Below are 24804 nucleotides of genomic sequence, written 5' to 3' on the forward strand. Positions count from 1 at the left end.
TTAGTGTTTCTTTTCTATATCATAAGTTATGCCACAGATGGTCATTTTAAAATCATTAACCCTATTGTTCACGTCTTTTGCAGCGTTGAAAGTGAGATGAATGCTTATTTATTTGAATTTTAAAGTATTATATTTTGTTCAACTGACTGTACATTCCGCATCAATAAAGGCAGAAACTAAAGAAAAGATATTTTACAATATGTATAGATGTGATAAATTCTTATCTCTGGAGCTGATTCTTTAATTTAAAATTTAATTCCTGAAAAAAAATCAGTGAGCCGAACCATTATAAATCTACCCTCCTTTTATTATTATCATTGCATCAAATACTACCATCAGAAATAAAAAACAAATAAAAATATTGGTTTTCAATAAATTATGTGTACATTTGTAAAATAATCAGGCTCCTGCCGACGCTTCTTCTGAAATTCTTGAATTTACAATTCCCCATCAGTCTTCGCTTTTTCAGCCGCTAATTTTTGTCATCAATTTATCAGATGAAGTCCCTTTTTTCAGCTTGAATATTTCAAGATTCTAAAAATACCAACATCCTTTCTTGTTTTCAAATCGATTTATTACTGTTTTGATGTCATTATCAATGCTTTGATAGTACCATCAAAAAACAGTTTATCAGTTAATACAATAATTTTATAATACAATATAATGCAACAAGGAACAGTAAAATTCTTTAACGATGCCAAAGGATTTGGTTTTATCTCACCTTCAAACGGTGGTCAGGATGTTTTCGTACACATGTCAGGTCTAGTAGATACTATTCGTGAAAATGATGTCGTTACATTCGATCTTCAAAACGGCAACAAAGGCGTTAACGCGGTTAACGTAAAAGTAGCCTAAATTAAAAACCTGTTTTGATATTATCATCACAGTGATGGCAACAGCCAATACAATTTATCAGTCAATACAACAATTTTATAATACAATACAATGCAACAAGGAACAGTAAAATTCTTTAACGATGCCAAAGGATTTGGTTTTATCTCACCTTCAAATGGTGGTCAGGATGTTTTCGTACACATGTCAGGTTTAGTAGATACTATTCGTGAAAATGATGTCGTTACATTCGATCTTCAAAATGGCAACAAAGGCGTTAACGCGGTTAACGTAAAAATAGCCTAAATTTAAAAAACTGTCTGATGTTATCATCACAGTGATGGCAACAGCCAATACCCTGCTGAATAATTAAGGGCAGCTGAAATTCAGCTGGCTTTTTTGTCGGTTGAAAATCTCCCAAAATTGTATTGCATTGTATCTAAAGGATCTACTACACTGTTCATCATTTATTTTTAGTTTGCATGAATTTGAATAATCCTTTCCGTTACGGGTTTGAGGGCTTTATGATTATCCGGATTTACTCCATCCATGGTAAAAAACTCTACTTTATTCTGATATTTCGAGTACCAAACATTATTCAATCCGTTAACGATATCTAAAGTGTCCGGGCGGGTAATTTTTCTAAAATATTTAAACTTCACAGTGTCAAGCGGAATAACAGTATGTTTGGGATTAAGATCAGTCTTAAAAGTTAACCTATACTCTACTCCATTCCAATACATATGATCTTTTTTTTGAAGGTACCCATTAAAATGAGCGAATGAGCCAGCAGTTAAAAATAGCCCAAAGACACCAAATCCCATTGCATTATTTTTATTAAGCATCTCAGAAAATTTAAATGTAGGAGCATGCGTAATTTTAATTATAATGCTGTTAATCGATTCAGTGAATGCATCAATCCCGTTACCAATTCTTACGCTAATGTCATTATTGGAGGATTGTTCACTGAAAAATCCATTTTTCTCTTTGTAATGTACATAATCTTTATAACCAAGATACTTGCTCAATGCATCCAGACTTGATTTCTTTATGCTCTTATATTCCTTTTTTTCCAATACTAAACTTTCATAATATCCAAGCATTGTCTTATAGCTTAGGTTGATCTTATGGGTATTGATCAGGTCGGTACTTACATCCTTAAATACGCCACTATCTGAGGTCGCACGATCTAAATTTTTCGCTTTTAGATACACATCTTCCAGTAATTTTTTTTCAGGTAGTAATTCTTGATTCATCGTTATCAGATTTTTTCGAAAATTAAAACTTCTCCAGCAAATAATTTTACGGCTATCCTCAATGGCATTCGAAAAATTTCCAAATATTTTCCAAATTTCTGCTAACCGTTACTTTCTCTATTGCTGTTACTTTGCCATAGAAATCAGTGAGAAACTAAATACTCTTCAACAACCTGATTTCGGAATATCTGAGAAAACGGAGGATTAATCTCCGGGTTGGGAAGCAGGGGTTTCTCTTCCGTTTTCAAGGGTTTCACTTCCCAAAATTTAAGAAGCGCTTCTTTTTTCAAAAACGTGTAACACCACCTGCAATCAGTTTTGCGGGGAAGAACACCAATGTCAATTTTTAAATTTTAAAACAGTGATACAATTCTTATTAATGCTATTTGGCTTAGCATTCGGAAACCATAACGAAAACCCATTGTACAATAATAATGGCACAAACAGCATCGAAATACAATCCGGAGAAAGATTAAATCCAGAAACAGGGACTGGAGGAGATGACGGTAGTGGCGGACCTGGAGGAGGAGGAAACACCAGTGGCAGTACAGGTCAGACTCCACCACCGAGCCCAAGACCTTAATTATTAGAAGACAGATTGCTTAAATCTGTCTTTTTTTTATAATTTGCAGTCAAACTAATTAATCTTGAAAAAGTTATTTCTATTTTTCTTAACATTAACCATTACTACCAGCTGTAAAAAAAAATTACAGACTGATTATGTAAATGGTCAGGATAATTTTAATTATGCCAAAGCTAGAAAGCTCCGGGATTCAATGAAAATAGATTCTGCTTATTATTTTTACAATCTTGCAAAAGATGATTATAAAAAGATGGGCGATTCTTTAGGAGTAGCACAATCCCTAATTAATATGGGAATCATCCAAACAAACAGAGGGGATTTTTATGGTGGGATAGAAACTTCGCTGGAAGCAGAAAAATATCTTAGAAATGACAATGACATTAACGTCAAGGCAAATCTTGCCAGAAATTTCAATAATATGGCCATTGCATCTTCCTTTCTTTATAATTACAATGATGCCATAAAATTCTACCAAAATACTCTAAAATATACAAAAGATAAAAATGACAGAGCGGTCTATTATAACAACATAGGCAAGGTCCTGACAAATATGAAAGAGTATACTAAAGCAAAGTATTATTTAGAATTATCTCTCAATACTACCACAAAAAGTATAGATTATGCCCGTGCGCTTAGTAATTTGTCAGCGGCTAAATATTTATCAGATAAAAATGATGACCCTTTAAAAGATTATTTAAGAGCATTAGATATCAGATACCGATCTAAAAATATCACTGAAATGAATTCAAGCTATGCTACTCTTTCAGATTATTATTCAGATAAAGATATTGATTCTGCAAAACTATATGCAGAAAAAATGTACAGCACCTCCAAACAAATTAAAAACCCAGAAGACCAACTGCAAGCATTACAAAAGCTAATAAATCTTGATAAAAATAATTATTTAAAATATTTTAATGCGTTTCAAAATATAAACGACAGTGTTATAATAGCACGGGGAAAAGCAAAGAATCAGTTTGCCCTTATCAAATCAGATATTGATAAAACGGAGTCAAAAAATATTGAGCTGCAGGCTAAAAACCTGGAAGCTGAAAATAAAGTGTTATATAGAAATATTATCGTAGCTAGTCTATTATTAACACTTATTATTAGTGTCATATGGTATACGAAAAGAAAAAAAAGACTTCAAAAAGAAAAAGAACTCGAAGTAAAAAATACAGAATTAAAATATTCTAAAAAAGTACATGACGTCGTAGCCAATGGAATTTATCAGGTGATGACCAAGCTGGAAAATCATCTGGATATCAGCAGAAATGAAACTTTGGATGATCTGGAATACATTTATAACAGATCAAGAAACCTATCTTATGAGAATATTGAAATTAATGACGAATCAGAAATTTTCAGTGAAAAGATAAGAAAATTGATGGGCTACTTTACGAGTGATCATATAGATACAATTTTAATAGGCAATGATGTTGAGGTTTGGGAAAACATATCTCATTCTTGTAAAGCTGAAGTATATCAGGTTCTGCGGGAGTTGCTTATCAATATGAAAAAACACAGTCATGCAGACCGTGTTACTTTGAGATTTGAAAGGACTTTTGAAAAAGTTAAAATTCACTATTCTGATACTGGAGTTGGAATCAATAATGAAACTATTTTAAAAAATGGTGTTCGTAATATGATTAACCGAATTGAGAATTTGGGAGGCTGTATTACTTTTGACAATAAAACTCAAACTGAAAAAGGAATGATCGTACACTTTTCTTTTCCTTTTTCATAAAAAATATTCTTAAAAACCTTTCAAGTGCTGAAGACCATTTTATATTTTCACGTTAAAAATTGGTATTGACAGAATTTCTTATGGCTAAAAAAGGATGTTTAAATGAAGATTACACAAGTGAAATAAAAAAATTGGTAAAGCTTTCAAGGCTTGGAATTAACTATACATTCTGACTAATGTAAAATTCTTTATTATACGACATGTTTTGTCGCATGATGAATATAGCTTTGAAAAAATATGTATTATGAAACTTATGGCTATAGTACGGGAGGAAATTCTTCCAGGTGATCAAAGTATCATTGTGGAATTTCACAGTGATGAAAATAAAAGACATTATGAATTGCACTGTACATTTGATCCCCATCAAAAGGGAATTCGTAAATGGGATACGTGGGAATTTAAAACACGCCTTGAATCAGAAATATTCATCGATCCAAAGACAGATCACAAATCATATTTCACTCACTTATTTTGTGATGAAGCTACTGAAGTTAATTCTCCCTACATTAAACAGAAAAAGTCTGCTTCTATTTAAGCAGACTTTAATGGTAACAGATTGTTATCATTCAATCAGGGTATGAACAATAAATAATAGTTATTCAACTTCATCCTGGTATGTTTTTACTGTTCCGTCAAAAAATTTGATTGTCATTTGCTGTGCAAGGTCAAAATCTATTACATGTTCTGGATCTTCCTTACACTGATCATCCAGTATCTTTACTTCAAACGGCTCATGTGTTACTGATGATAACGCTCCATGATGTATTTTTTTCTTTCCATAAATAATCTCAATATTGTCAATAAGTTTGGTAAGAGTTAAAACGCTATCCTTTATGTCAGTGGTAATTTTCATAATGTAAAAAAGTTAATTGTCTGTTTAAAATATTTTTTACAAATACTAAGCCAGAATTGATCAATCAAGAAATTTTAATTTGTCTGTAAAATTGGGAGCTGTAGCTGCTACATCAAGAATTGGAGGCAGAATTTTAAATCTTTAAATCATTGCCTCTGCCACTTGTCGAGAGCGGTTTTTATATCGACAAATGGGTAGAACCAAACCTCGCAAAAGAAGTTGACCATCTTGATCTGCTCCAACGTACATTTTCCAATATTAATTTTCCATTTAATAATTTCTGTAATAACTCACTTTATAGTTTGAATACTGATAAACATTAACAACAGCCCGGTTAAAATATTTTTTACGCTGAAAAATGACTTATTCATTATTTTTAAATTTTCGATTATTTTTATTTTATTATTTAAGCGGGATTATTCCTCTTCACTTGCCGTATTTTTAAGCTTCATCAAAAGAGTATATGCATTTTTAGTAACGATTTTACTGTTCTTAAAATCCTTAAAATTTTTGACTTGAATGAACTTATTCTCAGACGCTCCCAGTGTTACAGGAGTGAGCTTGTAGGTTTGTTTTTTTTCATACACAAAAACATAATCCTGGCCTTCAAAATTGACGATACTTTCTTCAGGAAGTGCATTGGAAAATGATGTTTCGGTCTCGATATCAGCATTCATATACATTCCGGGAGTCAGGTCCTGATCATACTGCTCAAAATGACAATGCACATCGGCTGTTCCGTCTGCATTGATATCTTTGCTGATCAGAATAATCTCTCCATCATATTTTTTATCAGGCTGCGTATTGGTATAAGCTTTAAATCGTTGTCCGATTTTGAGCATTTGAAGATCTTTTTCATACACTTTAAGATTAAGGTGAATATCGTTGGGATTGATGAGTTCAAATAGAACATCAGACGGATTTACAAATTTTCCTATATTCACATTCACCTTGCTCACAAAGCCGTTGATCGTACTGTACACCGGAACACTTTTCCGGATATTCCCAGAAGTTAAACTTCCCGGATTGATATGGACCAGTTGAAGTTGTTCTGCCAAAGTATTCATCATAATTCTCTGGCTGTTCATCTCAGACTGTGCCTGCTGCATTACCTTATCACTGCTTGCCTGGCTTTGGTTGAGTTGTTTCTGCCGGTTATAGTCCAATTCTGCGAAGTGAAGTTTTGATTTTGCCATCAGATAGTCCTGCTGAAGTTGTATAAACTGGGGATTTTCTATAATGGCAATGACCTGTCCTTTATTTACCCGCATCCCTGGAAGCAGGTTGGTATTTTTCAGATAACCGCCCAGAGGAACGCTTACCGACACTAAATTTTGAGGAGGAACATCTATTCTTCCATTAATTTTAAGGACTGTCGAAATATTTCTCACAGAAAGCGACATCGTTTCTATAGGTGTATTTCTGAGTTGAGCATCAGTAAGCACAACGATACTTTCATCTTTAGCAGGTACTGCTTTTACCATTGCTTCTTCTTTTTTATTACACTGGACCACAAAAAAGAGGGTAAGAATGAATAAAACAGAATATGTATTTTGAATTGATTTTGGCATAATTTATTGATTTAAGTTGATATATTCAAGTTCAACAATGCTTTCATTGAGATTCCAAACGGCATCTGTATAATTGTTTTTGATGCTGATTGCCTGATTGACAAGCATCACAAATTCCAGATAATTAATCGCTCCGTTGATGAATTGCTTTTGAGCAGTTTCAAGAATAGTGTCAGCATTTTCCAGTTCATATTTCTCGTACTGAGAAACAATCTCCCTATTTTTCTGCTGAATTTCTGAAAGCTTTTTATACTGGTTTTTTATGGTAAACTGAGCATTCTGTAAATCATTTTCACTTACAGATTCTGCAATTTTGGACGCTTGAATTCTTGCTTTTTGTCCACCAGAAAAGATAGGAACAGAAACACCGACCTGAACAGAATGAAACTGTGGGGAGGCATTATATACGTTGTCATCTGCACCCATTCCGCGGAAGCTGTTGAGATTATAAGCAAGTTGCAGACCTGGCAATAATTTAGATTTCTCTAAAGCTGTCTGTTGGGCTGTTACATTTTTTTGCTGTTCCAATATCTTTAAAGAAGGATTTCCGGAAATATCACTTTCCAGACCGGAAGGAGAAAACAGACGGTCTCCGTCCGGAAGCCATTCTGTTTCTGAATTAAGAAGCCATTGTAATTGCAACTGCAGGGTTTTAAGTTCCTGCTCTACCTGCTTTATCTGTATTTCCACCATCGATTTTTGATTGGCTGCAGTCACTTTTTCCAACATATTGCTCTCTCCGCTTTTTAATCTTAAATTGGCCTTATCCAGAAATTGAGAATATAAAACCAATGATTTATTCAGAAGTTTTTCTTTTTCCTGCCAGTATAGAATGTTGTAAAATGTTAGCGTTACTCCTTTTTTCAACTGATATTCTTTTAATGAAATATTGAGCTCACTCTTTTTCCATTCTTCGGTGTACAGGCTTTTCTGTCTTTTGTACACTGTAGGAAATGCAATGCTCTGGGAAACCCCGAATTTCACATCACGGTAAACACTGTTGATTTGTCCGTAATCGACAGAAATTCCTGTTTGAGGAATGTCCGAAGAGGTCTTTATTATTTGTTTTGCATATTCTGATTTTAATTTCTCATTTTTCAGACCCCTGTTATTTTTCAAAGCGAGGGTAATTGCTTCATCAAGACTGATCTTAGTTTGAGATTTCATCACATTTCCTGATAAAACGAACAATAGAATGAGAATAGGAATTATTGAGTTTTTTCTTATATTTTTCATTTTAAATCCTTTTTCAATGGTTACATAAAGCAGCGGAAGCACAAAAAGCGTGAGCAAAGTCGCCATCAGAAGACCTCCTATCACTACGGTTGCAAGCGGTCTCTGAACTTCAGCTCCGGCACCGTTACTGAGAGCCATCGGAATAAAGCCCAGTGAAGCTACAAAAGCAGTCATCAGCACCGGCCTCAATCTCGCTTCTCCTCCATCCACAACTATTCTTACAATATTTTTAGTTCCGCTTTGATACAGTCTGTTGAATTCTGAAATAAGAACAATACCGTTGAGAACTGCCACTCCGAAAAGGGCGATAAATCCTACTCCTGCACTGATACTGAAAGGCATTCCTCTTGCAGCCAGTAAGAACACCCCTCCAATGATGGAAAGCGGAATCGCCGTATAGATTAAAAGACTTTCTTTCACCGACTTAAAAGCCAGAAACAAGAGCACAAAAATCAAAACCAAAGCAATCGGTACTGCAATCATCAGTCTGTTTTTGGCATTTTTCAGGTTTTCAAAAGAACCTCCATAGGTGACATAATATCCCGGAGGAAGCTTCAGCTGCTGATCTACTTTAGCCTGAAGTTCTTCTACAATCCCCTGAACATCACGGTTTTTGACATTAAAGCCTACCACAATTCTCCGCTGTCCATTCTCACGCTGGATCTGATTCGGACCATTTTTAATATCGATATAGGCAAGCTGCGAAAGTGGAATCTGATTCCCTGACTGTGTAGGAACCAACAAATTCTTGACATCATCCAGATTTTTGCGGTCATTACTGTTTAATCTGACCACCATATCAAAGCGTTTTTCTCCCTCAAAAACCAAACCTGTACTTTGTCCTGCAAAAGCGGTATTGATCACCCTGTTGATGTCTCCAATGGACAAATGATACTGTGCTATAACGGGTCTGTTATACTTGATAATGACCTGCGGAAGACCTGAAACAGGTTCAATATACAGGTTTTGAGCTCCCCTTACCGTCCCTATTATTTTGCCAATCTGATTGGCATTTTTAACTAAAGTTTCCAAATTTTCACCGAATATTTTCAGGACAACATCCTGTCTGGCACCCGTCATCAATTCATTAAAACGCATCTGCACAGGATACTGAAAACCCACTGTAATTCCCGGAACATCTTCTAAAGCTTTGCTCATTTTATCAGAAAGCTCAGGAAAGGTTTTGGCAGAAGTCCATTCGCTCTTATCCTTTAAAATCACCATCATGTCTGAAGCATCCATCGGCATTGGATCTGTGGGAACTTCTCCGCTTCCTATTTTGGTGACGACTTTCTGAACTTCGGGAAATCTTGTTTTCAGAATATGGGCTGCTTTTTGCGTGCTTTCAATCGTTGTTTTAAGACTACTGCCGGGTAAAACTCTTGTATCAACAGCAAAATCTCCTTCTTCCAATGATGGAATAAACTCACCTCCCATTCTGCTTAAAACCACAACGGAAATTAAAAAAAGAACAATGACAATACTGAAAATGGTTTTCGGCAATCTCAAGACTTTCAACAATGTCTTCCGATACATCCTTTCAGTTTTTTCCATTAACCGATCTGAGAAGTTCATTTTATGGTTTATTTTTTTGCTTAAAATAATAGAACTCATCATCGGAATATAGGTAAGTGAAAGCAAAAATGCTCCCAACAAGGCGAATGCTACGGTCTGTGCCATAGGTTTGAACATTTTACCTTCAATCCCTTGTAATGTTAAAATAGGCAGATACACAATAAGGATAATGATCTGCCCGAAAACAGCACTGTTCATCATCTTTCCTGCAGAATCTATGACAATCGTATCCATTTCCTGTTTTGAAACCGATACTGCTTTCCTGAATTTTGAGTTATGGGTAAACTGATGCATGACGGATTCTACAATAATGACAGCGCCATCTATGATAAGCCCAAAATCAAGTGCTCCCAGGCTCATTAAATTACCGCTGACGCCAAAAAGATTCATCATACAAATGGCAAAAAGCATCGCCAGAGGAATCACTGAAGCGACCAGTAAACCTGCACGGAAATTTCCCAGGAATAAGACCAGCACAAAGACAACAATCAAGGCACCTTCCATCAGATTCTTTTCTACAGTACCTATAGCGTTGTTTACCATTTTGGTTCGGTCTAAGAATGGCTCAATCACAACACCTTCCGGCAAAGTTTTCTGGATTTGCTCTATTTTACTCTTTACATTTTTGATGACCTCGCTGCTGTTTTCACCCTTTAGCATCATCACAATAGCACCGGAAACTTCACCACTGTCATTGTAGGTCATTGCACCGAATCTTGTAGCATACCCATAGCGTACATCTGCAACATCTCTGATAAATAAGGGAACATCATTGTTTTTTGTGGAGATTGATATATTCTTAATATCATCCAGATTTCCCACTAATCCTTCGCTTCGTATATATAAAACGGTAGGTCCTTTTTCGATATAAGATCCTCCTGTATTTTGGTTATTGGCTTTTAATGCATCGAAAATATCGGTAATGGTAATTCCGTAAGCATTTAATTTATCAGGATTTACAGAGATTTCATATTGTTTCAGCTGGCCGCCAAAGCTGCTGACTTCCGCGACCCCTTTTACCCCAAGCAATTGTCTCCTAACGATCCAATCCTGAAGGGTTCTCAGTTCTGTAATATCATACTTGCTTTCGTACCCTTTTTTGGAACGGACAACATATTGATAAATTTCACCCAATCCCGTTGAAATAGGTCCCAATGTAGGTATTCCTATATCCGGTGGTATTTGATTCTGCACCTGCTGCAACCTCTCTGCAACCTGTTGTCTTGCCCAGTAAATATCAACATTGTCATCAAAAACAATGGTAACTAATGAAAGACCAAACCTTGAGAAACTCCGGATTTCTTTTAAACCCGAAATATTACTGTTGGCTTGTTCTATAGGGAAAGTAACTAATCTTTCGATATCGGTAGCTCCGAATGAGGGAGCAGTGGTTATTACCTGAACCTGATTATTGGTAATATCAGGCACTGCATCGATTGGTAATTGGGTCACCTGATAAGCTCCAACGCCTATAAGTCCAAATACCAGCAATGCTATAATGAGTTTATTCTTCACAGAAAACTCAATGATTTTTGTAAGCATATATAATTCTGTTAAATCTTAATTGAAATAAATAGTCTTTGCTCCTCTCCACGCCGAGAACGCCTGTAACTCTTATTCTCATCAAAGAATTTAAAATACAGGGAATAGAGTCCAGCCAGATCAAAACGGGATAAGAGACCAACACCTACGTGTTGAACCGTAAAAACAAACGGAAAAAATTAACAGTGTTTAGGAGGCTGCCAAATGGAATTTAAGGCTCCTTTATCGTAAAAGAGATAATTGTAGGAATACATTTCTTTATGACCTTCTTTTATGATCGTTTTTATAACCTCAATCCTACAATCCGGTACAGTAAAAATCAAAACCAATGGAGATGAGTGAACCACAAAAGGAAGTTTCTGGTCTGTCTGATAGTCGGCATCTTTAACCGGATGGTCATAATGCATCTTAATGAAAGCTCTAAGCGTTATTTCCGGATTCTGTTCCTTGTGTTCTATAAAATGTTCTATAAGAACGGGGATTTTCAGCAGCTGGTATAGTTCAGTTGTTGAAAACAAATAAAGGGAAAGTAATACTATGGAAATCCACTTTTTCACATAACAAAATTAGATGATTTTAATCTTAGAATGGTTATAAATTAATACGAATTTCGATCAATAGAAACTCTTACTATTAAAAACGTGTTAGCAAGATAGAACTCAAATTAAGCATTATTTACAGAAAGAAATTACGATCAGAATAAATGGGTTGAAAAAAATTGTTTTATCATCCATCGGTATAATTTGGAAATTTATATTTGAAATACCGACTGATCAATATTTCTTTAATGGAAATATCAAGGAGGTCATCATCATTTTACATGATTTGATAATGCCGTTTCCAAAATTTAACCAATTCATACCATAATACTGAAACACACCCTGTTCCTGCGGCAATCAAAAACTGTATTAGATTCAACTCTTCAAAAGCAAAAAAGCGGGTTAAAGGCTTGACATACAACAACAGACCTGTAATGCCTACTGTAATGCCTACAATGATTAAAACCAGATTATTTTTATATCGTAAAGTGGTGATGACAGAATAGTAAAAGGAACGGTTTTCTAAGGTTAAAAACACGTTGGAAGTGACTAAAGTCAAAAAAACCATTGTCCTTGTAATTTGTTCATTGAATCCCTGGTCAACAGAAAACAGATATACCCATAGCGTTCCGACAGTTATGATCAATCCTTGAATGATACTGGTTGAAAGTTCTTTCCAATTGAAAAAAGTGGAGGTAAAAGGTTTGGGTTTCCTTGTCATTGTATTTTTTTCCATGGGCTCATTTTCATAAACAATAGAACATGTCGGCCCCATAATCAGTTCCAAAAATATAATATGAATCGGAGAAAAAATATTGGGATAAATCCAGCCCAGCGCCAATGGAATAAAAACGGTCAAAATGATAGGAATGTGTATTGAAATGATAAATTGGATAGCTTTTTTGAGATTGGTGTAAATTTTTCTGCCCATCGCAATGGCATCCACCATTTTAGACAGATCATCTTCTAATAAAATCAATGAAGCTGCCTGTTTGGCTATTTCTGTTCCCTTTCTACCCATTGCTATTCCTATATGTGCGGCTTTCAGGGCCGGCCCGTCATTCACTCCATCTCCTGTCATGGCTACAATCTGATGGTTTGATTTTAGTGCATTGATGATTTTTAGTTTTGCTTCAGGAAACATTCTCGTAAAAATGCTGTTAGTCATTACACTTTCTTTTAGTTGGTCATCCTCCAATCTCATCAGTTCATCCCCTGTAATACTGTTTTTGCATCCTTTGAATCCAATTTGTCTGGCGATAGCTTCAGTAGTGGCAGAATTATCTCCGGTGATTATTTTCACGGCAATGCCTGCATTATAAAAGTTCTCCAGTACCTTTTGGATATTCTTTTTTGGAGGGTCATAAAAAGCAATGATGCCTTTGAATTGAAACAATAAATCCTGTTGTTTTTTGGGGTATTCACTTCCGGTAAAATCAGATGTGCCAACTCCCAGGACCCGAAACCCATCCTTTGCCAAGAGTTGTATTGCTTTATTAATATATTGCTTTTCATTGGAGGCAAGATCCGAAACAGCCATCAATGCTTCTGGTGCACCTTTGGCGGCAATAATACGTTTTCCTGAGCGATTTGAAAAGATATGGGTCATCATCGGCGGTTTTCCACCTAATGGATATTCATGAATGAGATGGTAATGAGGACGTTCGTCATTTTTTGAAATGTTCTCATAAGTTTGGTGTAATGCGATTTCCATCGGGTCAAAAGCAATAGGTTCACTAGCCCACATTGCTGAGGTGATGAGTTCTTTTTCATCATCCGAGGAGGTATCGACAGGTAGAAATATTTTGTTTGAAGAGAGTAAAAACAGTTTTGCAACACTCATTTTATTCTCTGTCAATGTTCCTGTTTTATCCGTGCAGATCACCGTAGCACTTCCCAGCGTTTCAACGGTTTTCATTTGTTTCACCACAATCCCCAGCTTCATTAATCTCCAGGCTCCCAACGCCATAAATGTAGTGAATGCCACAGGAATTTCTTCTGGTAAAATGCTCATAGCCAAAGTAAGCGACTGTAGTAAGCTGTTCAATACCTCTTGAGAATGCCAGTAATTAATGATCCAGACGATCATAAAAACCACGGCACCCGTAATGGCCATTTTTTTTACAAAATTAGCAATTTGTTTTTCCAAAGGTGTTTTTTCTTCAGTAATACTTTCCAAACTGCTTCCGATCTTCCCCAATCTGGTAGCATTGCCAATAGCAGTAATGGTGGCCACTGCCAATCCACTGGCCACGGTGGTGCCGCTGTAAATAAAATGGTCTACGATTGTTTTTTCTTTGAAGACAGAAAGTGATTCTCCGGTTAGGATAGATTCGTTGACCGAAAAATCATTAGAATGAATGATACTTCCGTCTGCTGTGATCAGAGTCCCTTCTTCCACCATCATGCTGTCGCCAACCACTAAATCTTCACTTTTAATTTCTATGATTTTGCCATTACGGATTACCTTGCAGTTCGGTTGAGAAAGGTCTTTCAGTTTCTCCAAAGCATTTTTGCTTCTGGAATATTGATACAAAGAAATGGAGGTTTGAAATATGATGGCCGCAGTCAGAAAAATACCATCTCCGTTTTTGCCACTGATAAAATAAATAAAAGCCGCTACGAATAATAATATAAGCATGGGATCTTTGGCAATACGGATGACCGTTTCAAAGAAAGTGTTTCCTTTTTTGTAGTTTAAATTATTTTTCCCATTCTTTTCCCTTGACTGAATGACTTCATTATCGGATAAACCCTGTATGTTGAAATGGTGAATAGGCATTGTAAATGTTTTTAAGACAATCGATTAATGATTAGAATTTGATCTTTACTTTCCGTAGTAATGTTTATTGTATTCTATCTTTTGAATTTCAAACTTCGCATAACTGCAATCTCCTGAAGATAATCTCCATAGTACTTCCGCCGAAAAAGGAATTCGAAAGCCATTAACCTCCTTATAACCCGACATTTTGCAAAGCCAGGTTTCTCTTTTTTCATCTGTCATGAAACGTTGTGTCTGCATGGTTATAATGTCACCAACGGCATTAAAAGAGACCGTAAAATGAAATAAAATTTCTTTATATCTGAATGATAATTTTGCTGAATTTGCATCAATTGCTGTCCATTTTACCATTTCCGATGGCAACAGATTGGTAGGAAACCAAACGCTTTCTGCCACCCAGCGTTGCAGTTCACCTTCATCTGATGTGACACCTTTATTTTCTGCTACCTTAAAGATATTCAATAAGAAAACTTTTAAACTTCCTGTATTGGCAATATAACTATCAATAGCTGTAAACATCGTTGTTGTTCCTTTCCAGATAAATTGTGGCTGTCTTACGGAGAAGTGCTGTTCACCCGCTATGTTTATATAGCCTTTCTTTAGATCAGTCTTAAATATTCCGTTATGCTCCAGCCGGACTGAACTTATATAGGGCTGTCCATGTTTCAAAACTAATTTAAAATACCGTTGAACAGGTTCTGGCAAATCGTTTAATATGATACTGTCATAGAGTTGACCTGATCTGTTTTTGGTGTTTTCATACAAGACGGCCAACTGCCTGTTAAATGTAAATTGCATCATGATTTTACCAAATAATAATACAAATAATAGGATTGTAATGATGAGTATTGAAATGAGTATTGTCATCTTAAAAGCATTTGGTAAAAAATTATCTATGCTTTTCTAAAGACTAACAAAGGAACTTTGGTATGAAATGAATATTCAGCAGAATTGCCTGCATAGAAAACGTTCTGAAACCAATTTCTACTTTGATGTGTGAACATTATCAACAGAGAAGGTTCGGATTTTTTGACAGCCAACTCTATGCCTTCAAGCAGATGATCATCCTGCTTTTTCTCAGTGATATTTATACTTACAGGATAATTCGCTATCTTGTCTATCCTGCTTTCAAAGATCTTCCTGTTTTCTTCTTTCCATGGTTCTGATGTAAAATTCAGCAATTCAACAGATGCCTGAAGTGGTTTTGCAAATGATACAACCCTGATCAGCTCATTTTCAGAATCATCAAGATCTGAGGCGTACAGAATACTTTTGATTGTACCTATTTTATAATCATGAGGCACTACAATTACCGGAACTTTAGATTGATTGATAAGAGTAGAAGTGATCGTTCCTAAGAATTTTTTTAATACACCGGCCCCTCTTGTGCTAATACAAATATAATCAAAGCTATTTTCCTCTGCATATTCCACGATTCTGGATTCTGGTAAGACAGACAATTCCACAGCATACTGAATAGTTCTGGGCTCCATGTGCATGGCAGCATATATTTCCTCCACAAAAAGAACCAGTCTGGAGTGTATCAATTCTTTTTGCTCCTCCTCATATTCGTCCATTCTTACAGCATCCCATGCGGAAGGTGTCTGCAAATGATGGACATTGAGAAAAGTCAGGCTATATGTATTCTGGGCAGCTAATTGAACAGCAAACCGTAATCCGGATTTTGAATGATCCGAAAAATCTGTAGTAACAAGAATTTTTTCCACTTTTTTAAAATTTAGTTCAATATAATCGTTCATTTCTTTTGAAGAACATTCATCAGGTCTTCGAGATAATCAGTCTGTACTTCCTGAATCTCCAGTAATTTTTTATTTTGATTCACAAGCAAATGGTCTATTTTTTCACTGAGGAGTTTGATTTCCAATTCAGCTTTTAGATTAATCTTGTAATCATGTTCACTTCTTACTCTATCTTTTTGTTCCTGCCGGTTTTGGCTCATCATAATAATGGGTGCCTGAATGGCTGCCAGACAGGAAAGAAGCAAATTCAGCAATATAAAAGGATAGGGATCAAAGGACTTTGCTGATAAGAACCAAATATTAATCAATATCCAAATCAAAATAAATGAGAAAAATACAACAATGAAGGTCCAGCTTCCACCAAAAGAAGCAACTTTATCAGCAAGCCTTTCTCCCGGCGTAAGATCAGCTTCTATTTCATCCTGAATATTTTCCGAGAGAATGGAATTGTTTTTAATAGCCTCCATTACATCCAGATCTATGATTTCAAGTTCTCCCCTCTCTTCCACAATTAAGGATGTCAGGTATAATCTTCGGTATTGATTCAGTTCCGAAATAGAGATAAAATCATCTTTGCTAAAGAGAGCATTTTTCTTCCGAATAAGGTTAAAGATGCCCTCGCGAAGATCTTCTCCTTTCACTTCTTCTCCTTCCCGAATTTCCTGATGACTGATCTTACTGGTTTCCATTTTGAGCTTTTACTTTTATTAATCTGCAGTGATTGAATTCCAGAATGTTTTTTTAAATAAAAAATGAAAATCTAAACTGAGATCCATTTTTAGGCGGCATTCTGCAGATAGGTTCCTGAATTTCCTTTAACTGTTTGGTCGCAGACTGTAAATAATATTTTAAATCATTAATAAACAATTGATTTTTCATCCCGGAATGAAACCGAGGTTTTTCATATAAAAGAATATATAATTCCGGAAATCCTGACTGTATCCCGAACTTGACATCAGAAATTTCTTTTATAAGATATTTGGTTGTATCCCTATAATTCATAGCCGCTTTTTATAATCGTTAATATCATTTTAAAACGCTCGTTGGCTTTGATAACATTAGGCTTATGAGCAGGAATAATAATGGATTGTCCCGTATCTAAAAGGAAAGATTGACCGTCAATCACAATTTCCGCTTTTCCTTCTATAATCTGAGCAAAGGTGTCAAATGGGGATATTTTTTCAGTAAGCCCTTCTCCACTGTCGAAAGACATTACACTGATATTACCGGTTGATTTTTTCAAAATGGTTTTGATGACCACAGAATTGGGAATGTATTCTATAATTTCAACCGTGATATAAGCGGTTGATTTTTCGAGTTCGTTATTATCCATAATAGATTTGGGCTAATGTTAAAAAAATAGATGTTTTAATTCTTCCTGCAGCCTAACGCCCGGAAGATTGATGATTAAAGATCTTCGAGATTTTGCTTTCTTTTTTGTCCTAACTGTTTATAGAAAGAAGGGCTAAGTCCGGTTACCTTTTTAAACTGATTGGATAAGTGGGCAACACTGCTATAATTGAGTTTATAAGCGATTTCCGTGAGATTAAGTTCATCATAAAGAAGTAATTCTTTGGCTTTCTCTATTTTATGATTAATAATATAATGCTGGATCGTAATCCCTTTCACTTCAGAAAATGTATTGGCCAGATAGGTGTAGTCATACCCAAGTTTTTCACTGAGATAATCTGAGAAGTTTTGTTTTGGCAGCTCATCTGAGTAATGGACCATATCTATGATGACACTTTTGATTTTCTCGATCAAAATACTTTTTTTGTCATCCAGAAGCTGCAATCCAGATTTTATTAAAATCTCTGCAAGTTTTGCCCTCTTATCATCACTGGTTTTTTCTAGGGTTTCAACCAATCCCAATTCTATCCCTACATAATTTATATTTAAACTATCTAATGCATCCTGAACAACCATTTTGCAGCGCAGACTTACCATATATTTGATGTATAATTTCATAAGTTCTACTGAATATTTGCATTGTATAATGATTTATGGTATTAAGACAGATTGTAAGAAAGTATCTTCCCATAGTGAACATTCGGAAAACTAAAATGATGATCGCACCGGTAAACTCAATGATTGCCGATTTTTATCCAAGTGTATCAACATTACTATTTCTTTGTTTATATTATGACACCCCTCTCATGATCTCATCAAATCAGTTCATCAGCTACTGCCTGGCGATGGCCATCTGCTATTCCTATTTGTATTTTCATGCGTTTGTTCGCTTGTTCGCTCTCTTAATCTGTTTTTTTGCCTTTTTTGAAATGGGCTTAAGAGATTTTTTTACGATCTTTTCCATTGTACGGGTCAACTCTGAGTTATTACTTGTCAGCACTCTGTTTACCGCTGCCAGAAGTTTTTCCTTTAGTGGTTTTATACCTATTGTATGTTTTACTATTTTTTTTTCCATGATTTCTGGATTTATTTTCTGGATTTATTTGAGCAAGCCGAGCTCAATGCTGGTATTATTGAATGATTTTATTCTTTAACAGGGCTCCATCAGGAGAATAGAATAAAAAATGTTTTGAAGATCCATATTGAACCTCAATTTTATATACTTTAGCTTTGTCTAAAGAATTATCTCTGAATATCTCTTCATTTTCTTTGGCAATTTCCCAATCCCTGTATAACCCTCTACTTATAGCCTCCAAAATAGGTTTAGGAAGCTGAGAACTCAATTTTTTATGGACAGCAATCTTCTTTCCTTCATTGGAATACATTGCTTCCTGATGTTCTCCATCCTCCCAAAATTCGACTACAAAATATCCGGAAGCTACTGAAGAATTTAAATAAGGATTATAATCATACCAAACGTTTGTAAAATCTTCTTTAGGATACCCCTTCCACAACTCATATTTTACAGATGAATGATCTTTAAAAAAATTTTCAATCACAATATCAGGAACCTGTTCCTTTGCCATTCGGACAGGCTCTATATCAGTTCTTTTATTGGCCTTATTTTCAGTATTCTGAGCAAATGCAAAGGTTGTAAATGCAATAAAGATGATCCCCATAGCAAATACCCTAAAAATTCTATTTTTCATACGATCTTTATTTTGTTGAAGAATAATTGTGTGAATGTTTCATTATTTTATTTTAATAATAATCAGATCAAACGAAAGCAATTATTTAAAGATACCGAAGAAAGTGCCCGTCACCTCATCGCCATGATTTATTAAAAAGCATATTCATAATCTACTGTAAGCTTATTTTTCACCTCCCAAATTCCCGGAGCTTTCCAGGCAATATGACCGGCTTCTTCTTTTGCATACAAAGAATTGACTGTTCCCTCTAAGGTGACTGTATTTCCAAACACAGATACCCTGATATCATTATCCTCAATTACGCTTCTTCTCAAAGCATTTTCAATATCTTTCTTTTCAATTTCATCATGAACTTTTGACTTTATTTTAATATTGTTAGTGATTGCCTTAATACCGGGAAGAAAGTTAATAGCCTTTTTTGCAGCATCCCGCTCGTAATTCCAGTTGAGTTCCCCTCCTAAAGTTACCCATCCGTCTTCTACCTTCACACTGACTTTTTCATCAGGAACTGTATCATTCGATTTTAATGCTGCCAATACCTCATTGGCAACATCTGCATCACTTTTAGTCCATGAATTTGGAAAATTCACTTCAATATTTTCTACCAATGCTTTTACCCCTTTAATTTTTATGGCAGCTTTTTCTGCTCCTGCTTTTTTTGCAAAACTGTCCACTACGCCCGTTAAAGAAACCACCCCATCTTTTGCAGTAACCCCAATCTCAGCTGAATGTAAGAGCGGCTCCCATTTGATGGCGTCCTGGACATCTTTTTGTAATTCTGAATTTGTTTTCATTTGTCATGAATTTCATTGAAACTGATTTATTTCGATAGATTAAATTTACGCCTATCTTTTGCTCATCTCTTTACACAACAATAAAACTTGATTACATATATCACACATTTTCAAATGATTGAATCAACCGTTGCCGAACAATTATGATCTGGTAAGAATGCAAAATACCCGCAATGAATACATTGTGAAACGAATATTTAGGAACTGAATGGGAATTCAGAAATATGGAGCCCTACTAAAAGTATGATATTGCTTTAATATTCTCACTTTTTTAGTGGATCGTCACCATTAGGCTGTGACAAAAGGTTAATAAAAAAGATCGTATAAATATATCGTCATCGTCACATGTAAATCCTATTTTAGATACTGGAGAAGTGTACCTTTGATTCTTAAGCTTAAAATAAATTTAAATTCCTCTCATTCCATAAGAATTGTATAGTTAAAATCCCGATAGTATAAAAAATGACTCTTCAAAAGAAGAGTCACTTTAAGTTAAATTTCAGATCATATTTAGAAGCCCAGGAGTTTAAGCTTAAACTGAATGGCAAAATTATCTTTAAATTTAGGTGTATTGTAATACCCTACTCTATAGAAAAAGCCCAAATTAAATTGGGAGGATAAAAAATTATTCCATTCCAGACCCAGCTCATTATATAAATGATCTAATTTTTTAAAATCAAATTGATGAAATTCCGGATTTTTCATATCTCCGATGGTCCCTCTATAGATCACATCGAAACTTGAAACATTCTTCCCGAAACTTTTAAAATACCAAGGCAGCCTATGCGTGAGATAAGCTCCCAAAAATTTGTCGTTATAATATTTTCCACCTTCCATTGTTGCAAAACCCAGATAGGACGTAAGGTTGAAATTCAACCCACCATTTCCATTCCCCAGCCCGTTGAGTGTAAAATTTTTCCAGATCGGAGCATCACCTGTCACTAATCCTCCATACAATCTCACTCCGGTTAAACCAAGCTTAGTTTTAAAATTCTGAACAAATAAGGCATCAAACCTACTGAATTGTAAATCACCTCCCAGAGCCTTGTACCCTTGCTCATAATTAAGATAGAATTCCGGAAGATTCTGTTCGTAGGTATATTTTCCGGTAGGCGTCATAATATTTTTAGAATTGGGTGAATATTTTAGGGTGATGGTGGATGATGCGATATCGAAGCGACTTCCAAGCTCTTTAAAATTATAGTTAAATTTAGATTCTTCCTGCGTTCTTTTAGTGGCAATGTTAATCGTTAATGCATTGGTAAAGTCATTTTCATAACTCACTTTAAAACCTTTATAACCAAAAAAAACGTTATTATTAAGCGCAACTCCGGAGTTCATTATTTTCATTCTGAAATTCCATAAGTTTTCTGAAAAGCGTCCGGCTGCCATGACATCATCAAAATATTCAGCCCGGAAAAATGAATTTTTCTCCAATGTTGTACGGACATCAACCCCCACTCCGTATTTAAAATCCTTATCATAAATACCATAAGCAAAATAAGCATCCGGAGAAATATACCTGTTGAACTTTTCATTCAGTTTGACACCAGCCCCCAGTCGGATATGTTCATATTTGTTGTACCCAATGACTTTAGAAAGGTCAAAATCCAGCATTCCCAGCCTTACCTTACCTTTGAGCAAACCGGTTAATGCTTTTGCTTTCTGACTGAGCTTATATTTGGCGCTTAAGCTGTCGATTTTTGTATAGGTAGCTTGTTCTCGGTCCGTCAGATTTTCAGTACGGTACTGATCAATCTCATTTCCGTCAGAATTTTTAACGCTGATCGTATAGCCTTTAAAATCTTCAGGTTTTTCTTCAATAGAAGTTTTGAAATCAAAATAATCCGCAGTGACAAAAGCATAACTGCCAAACTTTTTTATGTGTTTTTTTTCGGAATCTTTTTGTTCTTTCGTTCTTTTTTTATCCTTTTTATCATCAGTATCAAAAGAGGCAGACCCCATTTTCAGTTTATAATTTTCTTTGACAAGAAACCATTTATTTTCAATAGGTTTCCAAATGCTCGTAATACTTCCTTCACTTTTAATTTTACTATTACTTTCTATTTTTTTCAGAGCGTAGCTCGCTTTGTCTACATAAAGATAGCCATTGAATTTTTTTTGTTTGGGAGATTGCTTATAATCAACCTGGCGAAAACGGATCACATAATTCTCACGTCCTTCTATTTCAATAGAATCTGTTAAAAAGAAACGATAAAGATTCCTGTTTTCCTCACGTACCTCCTTGGGAATCTGATTTCTGTTGGAGCGGAAAGCCATCAGCTCATAGATAGGCTCTTTCAGACCGGCAACTTTATTATCCAGAATGTTAATTTTCTCACCATATTTTTTTGAATACAGATTTTGAGAAGCTCTTTCCCATAAAAAGATTTTGCTTCCCCCTACAAGCTTCATCAGATTGACAGACTCCAAAGAATCTTTTTTCTTTGTTGATTTCATGGGAAGTTGAGGAATCTTTTTAAGTGAATCTATACGGTTGGCAATATAAGTGTTATAAGCTTTGATACTGTCTTCGTCAAAATCCAGAGAAATTTTCTCATAGGATTTAAATGCGTAAGACTCTAAACTCTTAGGAGAATTTTCGTTGTAATTTTCGTTGACTTTCCTGAGAATTTCCAATGCTCTGGGATCACTTTTATCGTCCAAAACGATAGCCTGAATATTTTCAACGTTGGGGTCGGCCTTCATTAAAAAGACCTCCATCACCTTATCAACAACAACATCATCATTCTGGAATCCTCTTGCAGAAATTTCCACTTTTTTACATTTTGTTTTAAAAACAGATATCCCTGATCCATCTGTTCTTCCTATTATTTTGCTGTTACAAGACACTGTTGCATTAGAAATTGGAGACTGATCTCCGGAATTTCTTACAATGACTTTTGACTGTGAAAAAATGCTGAGATACCCAAATGATAACAGCAGGATAAAAATTTTTTTCATATTTATTTTTAGCTAGTGGATTTAATGTATTTTATGATCAGTTCATTCCGTTTTATCGTAAGAATTACTGCTAACATAACACAGAATTGAACTATTGCAAAAATTGGGCTATCCTGTTTCATTTTATACAACAAATAAAATCTATTACTTAACAATAGTAATGAAAATGCTTATATTAATGGGTTTTACATTTAATTTCCTCTTTATTGAAAGGCAGTTAAGATTTAGCCCATGAGAATTGCAATTTTCAAAAACCAATCAGTTAGCTAGCTACTTTGAAAATAAAATAAATCTAAATTCCCTTTATCCATTATTAATCAGAAATTTACTGACACAAAACATACAGCATGCGGTGATAAATACTCTGCTCTTTTGAATTATAAGCAAGGATAATCCATACCAATCAGATTTGTATACCACGAATTATTAAATACTATTTTATGAAAAATTTTGAAAGCCTAAAAAGAATGGCAACTAAATTCTCAAGAGAAAAGATAAAAACTATTAATGGAGGTATGCATTGGACAGATCAGAGGAGTTGTAATATTGAAGACGAAAGGCCGGGAGCTGATCCAATGTGGTGGCGCTTTTTCTGCAATTTGACACGATATCCTTCAATTAAGATATATGAAAGAAATCCCCACCTCATAAGTGGGGATTCGTTTATTTAGAGCGGTTGCTATTTTGTCTGGAAAAAAATACCAAAATCAATTTAAACAACTCTTTTTATGGTAAAATTATAAGTAATAACAGGGAATTACACACTGGCATTATCGTCCTGAACCAAGCATTTTTATCCAAGATGCCTTATAAACAGGGTTACTAAGCGATTCTACATGGTAGGGATTGCTATAGTTTATATTAGTGCTGGAAACATTTTGATTTCCTACAAATAGATTACCACTTGGTATACGCATTGCCTTGCATTTTGCCGCTAACTGTTGAGATGCGATTTCCTTTACATGGTAAGCGGCATAGATATTTGAAAGCGGTGTAACAAATTGTTGAGAATACCATCCGGCTATTTGCTTTGTCCTTGAATTGCTGTAATCCCATCCTCCGGAAAAGCTAATGACCCTTGCAACTGATGCATTTTTGGCTATAAATTCGGCCATACCGCCACCCTGTGACTGGCCTCCTACAGCAATCTTGCTCCATGCGGGCCTGCCTGTACTTTGATTCAGGTATTGTGACCATTGCCCCCCTGGATCATTGATTGACAAATATTTAAAAAGTTTGATCAGACGTGGGATAATAGCATCCTGATATTGATCTGGAATATCTGGAAAGGAAGTATCTCCGTAGATCCGCTGACGACGGAATTTAGCTGCACAATTGACATCAACATCTAACTTTGGCCCTATGCATATTTGGGATACACCAGGATCAGTAATGAAAGAAAGCGCGACAATCCTGTAGCCCTGATTTAGTGCTGTTTTAAAAAATTCAGCGGGAACATTCCTGGTCGTTCCGCCGGTACCGGTGAGCCATAACAATACTTTGTTATTTTTAATCGCTCCGTCGTAATACACAATATGGTCATGATCCCACTGATATACCGAAGGATCCGCCTGGCTGGGTTTTACATGCACTTCGTTATAGCCAGGAAATCTTACAGAAAGATTATTTATTTTTTGCCCTTCTGTATTCATGTAAGAACTGATCTGATTTTCTTCAGACATCTGCGTATTTTTCACATTCAGATCATCTGC

At 35.3% G+C, this 24804-nt stretch carries 23 protein-coding genes; 6 read left to right on the plus strand and 17 right to left on the minus strand.

Features of this window, described 5'->3' with window-relative positions:
- Nucleotides 1-663 precede the first annotated feature (663 nt).
- A complete protein-coding gene (locus tag BUC06_RS05865; RefSeq protein WP_073331040.1) occupies nt 664-855 on the plus strand; it encodes a cold-shock protein in 192 nt (63 codons plus the stop codon).
- A gap of 90 nt (nt 856-945) precedes the next feature.
- Nucleotides 946-1137, plus strand: coding sequence for a cold-shock protein (locus tag BUC06_RS05870; protein ID WP_073331043.1), 192 nt, complete (start codon nt 946-948; stop codon nt 1135-1137).
- A 167-nt stretch (nt 1138-1304) separates the two neighbouring features.
- Here BUC06_RS05870 and BUC06_RS05875 read toward each other — a convergent pair whose 3' ends face one another.
- Nucleotides 1305-2087 (minus strand): hypothetical protein, encoded by a 783-nt coding sequence (locus tag BUC06_RS05875; RefSeq protein ID WP_073331046.1) that lies wholly within the window; start codon nt 2085-2087, stop codon nt 1305-1307.
- Nucleotides 2088-2466: 379 nt separating this feature from the next.
- Between BUC06_RS05875 and BUC06_RS05880 the strand changes: the two genes are divergently transcribed.
- The 3 genes from BUC06_RS05880 (at nt 2467) to BUC06_RS05890 (ending at nt 4952) form a co-directional block, all read left to right on the plus strand.
- Nucleotides 2467-2670 carry a hypothetical protein gene (locus tag BUC06_RS05880; RefSeq protein ID WP_073331049.1) on the plus strand — a complete coding sequence of 68 codons (204 nt, stop codon included), beginning with the start codon at nt 2467-2469 and terminating at the stop codon, nt 2668-2670.
- 64 nt (nt 2671-2734) lie between these two features.
- Nucleotides 2735-4417 carry a tetratricopeptide repeat-containing sensor histidine kinase gene (locus tag BUC06_RS05885; RefSeq protein WP_083563986.1) on the plus strand — a complete coding sequence of 561 codons (1683 nt, stop codon included), beginning with the start codon at nt 2735-2737 and terminating at the stop codon, nt 4415-4417.
- A gap of 244 nt (nt 4418-4661) precedes the next feature.
- Nucleotides 4662-4952: a hypothetical protein gene (locus BUC06_RS05890; RefSeq protein ID WP_073331052.1), complete on the plus strand. Its 291-nt coding sequence runs from the start codon at nt 4662-4664 to the stop codon at nt 4950-4952.
- Nucleotides 4953-5012: 60 nt separating this feature from the next.
- Here the strand turns inward: BUC06_RS05890 and BUC06_RS05895 are convergent, their stop codons facing one another.
- From BUC06_RS05895 to BUC06_RS05965, 15 genes are all read right to left on the minus strand, one after another.
- A complete protein-coding gene (locus BUC06_RS05895) occupies nt 5013-5270 on the minus strand; it encodes a hypothetical protein (protein ID WP_073331055.1) in 258 nt (85 codons plus the stop codon).
- 416 nt (nt 5271-5686) lie between these two features.
- Nucleotides 5687-6841: an efflux RND transporter periplasmic adaptor subunit gene (locus tag BUC06_RS05900; protein ID WP_139263310.1), complete on the minus strand. Its 1155-nt coding sequence runs from the start codon at nt 6839-6841 to the stop codon at nt 5687-5689.
- 3 nt (nt 6842-6844) lie between these two features.
- Entirely contained in the window at nt 6845-11194 is a 4350-nt protein-coding gene (locus BUC06_RS05905) for a CusA/CzcA family heavy metal efflux RND transporter (protein WP_073331061.1), read from the minus strand.
- 179 nt (nt 11195-11373) lie between these two features.
- Nucleotides 11374-11751, minus strand: coding sequence for a hypothetical protein (locus tag BUC06_RS05910; RefSeq protein WP_073331064.1), 378 nt, complete (start codon nt 11749-11751; stop codon nt 11374-11376).
- Between the two features lie 259 nt (nt 11752-12010).
- Nucleotides 12011-14515 carry a cation-translocating P-type ATPase gene (locus BUC06_RS05915; RefSeq protein WP_073331067.1) on the minus strand — a complete coding sequence of 835 codons (2505 nt, stop codon included), beginning with the start codon at nt 14513-14515 and terminating at the stop codon, nt 12011-12013.
- Nucleotides 14516-14560: 45 nt separating this feature from the next.
- The gene (locus tag BUC06_RS05920) at nt 14561-15316 is read right to left on the minus strand and encodes a DUF6544 family protein (RefSeq protein WP_083563988.1); all 756 of its coding nucleotides are present in this window, start codon (nt 15314-15316) and stop codon (nt 14561-14563) included.
- Between the two features lie 92 nt (nt 15317-15408).
- Entirely contained in the window at nt 15409-16242 is an 834-nt protein-coding gene (locus tag BUC06_RS05925; RefSeq protein WP_164466239.1) for a universal stress protein, read from the minus strand.
- A gap of 29 nt (nt 16243-16271) precedes the next feature.
- Nucleotides 16272-16964 (minus strand): DUF1003 domain-containing protein, encoded by a 693-nt coding sequence (locus tag BUC06_RS05930; RefSeq protein ID WP_073331073.1) that lies wholly within the window; start codon nt 16962-16964, stop codon nt 16272-16274.
- 52 nt (nt 16965-17016) lie between these two features.
- Nucleotides 17017-17277, minus strand: a complete 261-nt coding sequence (locus tag BUC06_RS05935) for a hypothetical protein (protein ID WP_073331076.1) — start codon at nt 17275-17277, stop codon at nt 17017-17019.
- A complete protein-coding gene (locus tag BUC06_RS05940) occupies nt 17267-17608 on the minus strand; it encodes a cupin domain-containing protein (protein ID WP_073331079.1) in 342 nt (113 codons plus the stop codon). Before BUC06_RS05940 ends, BUC06_RS05935 begins: the two co-directional genes overlap by 11 nt.
- A 74-nt stretch (nt 17609-17682) precedes the next feature.
- A complete protein-coding gene (locus tag BUC06_RS05945; RefSeq protein ID WP_073331082.1) occupies nt 17683-18243 on the minus strand; it encodes a helix-turn-helix domain-containing protein in 561 nt (186 codons plus the stop codon).
- 256 nt (nt 18244-18499) lie between these two features.
- Entirely contained in the window at nt 18500-18700 is a 201-nt protein-coding gene (locus BUC06_RS23500; protein WP_139263312.1) for a hypothetical protein, read from the minus strand.
- A 55-nt stretch (nt 18701-18755) separates the two neighbouring features.
- The gene (locus BUC06_RS05955; protein ID WP_139263314.1) at nt 18756-19334 is read right to left on the minus strand and encodes a hypothetical protein; all 579 of its coding nucleotides are present in this window, start codon (nt 19332-19334) and stop codon (nt 18756-18758) included.
- Between the two features lie 131 nt (nt 19335-19465).
- On the minus strand, nt 19466-20128 hold the full coding sequence (locus BUC06_RS05960) for a BON domain-containing protein (RefSeq protein ID WP_073331092.1): 663 nt from the start codon (nt 20126-20128) through the stop codon (nt 19466-19468).
- Between the two features lie 510 nt (nt 20129-20638).
- A complete protein-coding gene (locus tag BUC06_RS05965) occupies nt 20639-23092 on the minus strand; it encodes a hypothetical protein (protein ID WP_073331096.1) in 2454 nt (817 codons plus the stop codon).
- A gap of 440 nt (nt 23093-23532) precedes the next feature.
- On the opposite strand from BUC06_RS05965, the gene BUC06_RS05970 reads away from it, so the two are divergent.
- Nucleotides 23533-23763, plus strand: coding sequence for a hypothetical protein (locus BUC06_RS05970; RefSeq protein WP_073331099.1), 231 nt, complete (start codon nt 23533-23535; stop codon nt 23761-23763).
- Nucleotides 23764-23862: 99 nt separating this feature from the next.
- Here the strand turns inward: BUC06_RS05970 and BUC06_RS05975 are convergent, their stop codons facing one another.
- Entirely contained in the window at nt 23863-24789 is a 927-nt protein-coding gene (locus BUC06_RS05975) for a BPSS1187 family protein (protein WP_167367403.1), read from the minus strand.
- Nucleotides 24790-24804: the final 15 nt, after the last annotated feature.

Origin of the sequence: Chryseobacterium carnipullorum (assembly GCF_900142785.1) — a bacterium.
Taxonomy (GTDB): Bacteria; Bacteroidota; Bacteroidia; order Flavobacteriales; family Weeksellaceae; genus Chryseobacterium; species Chryseobacterium carnipullorum.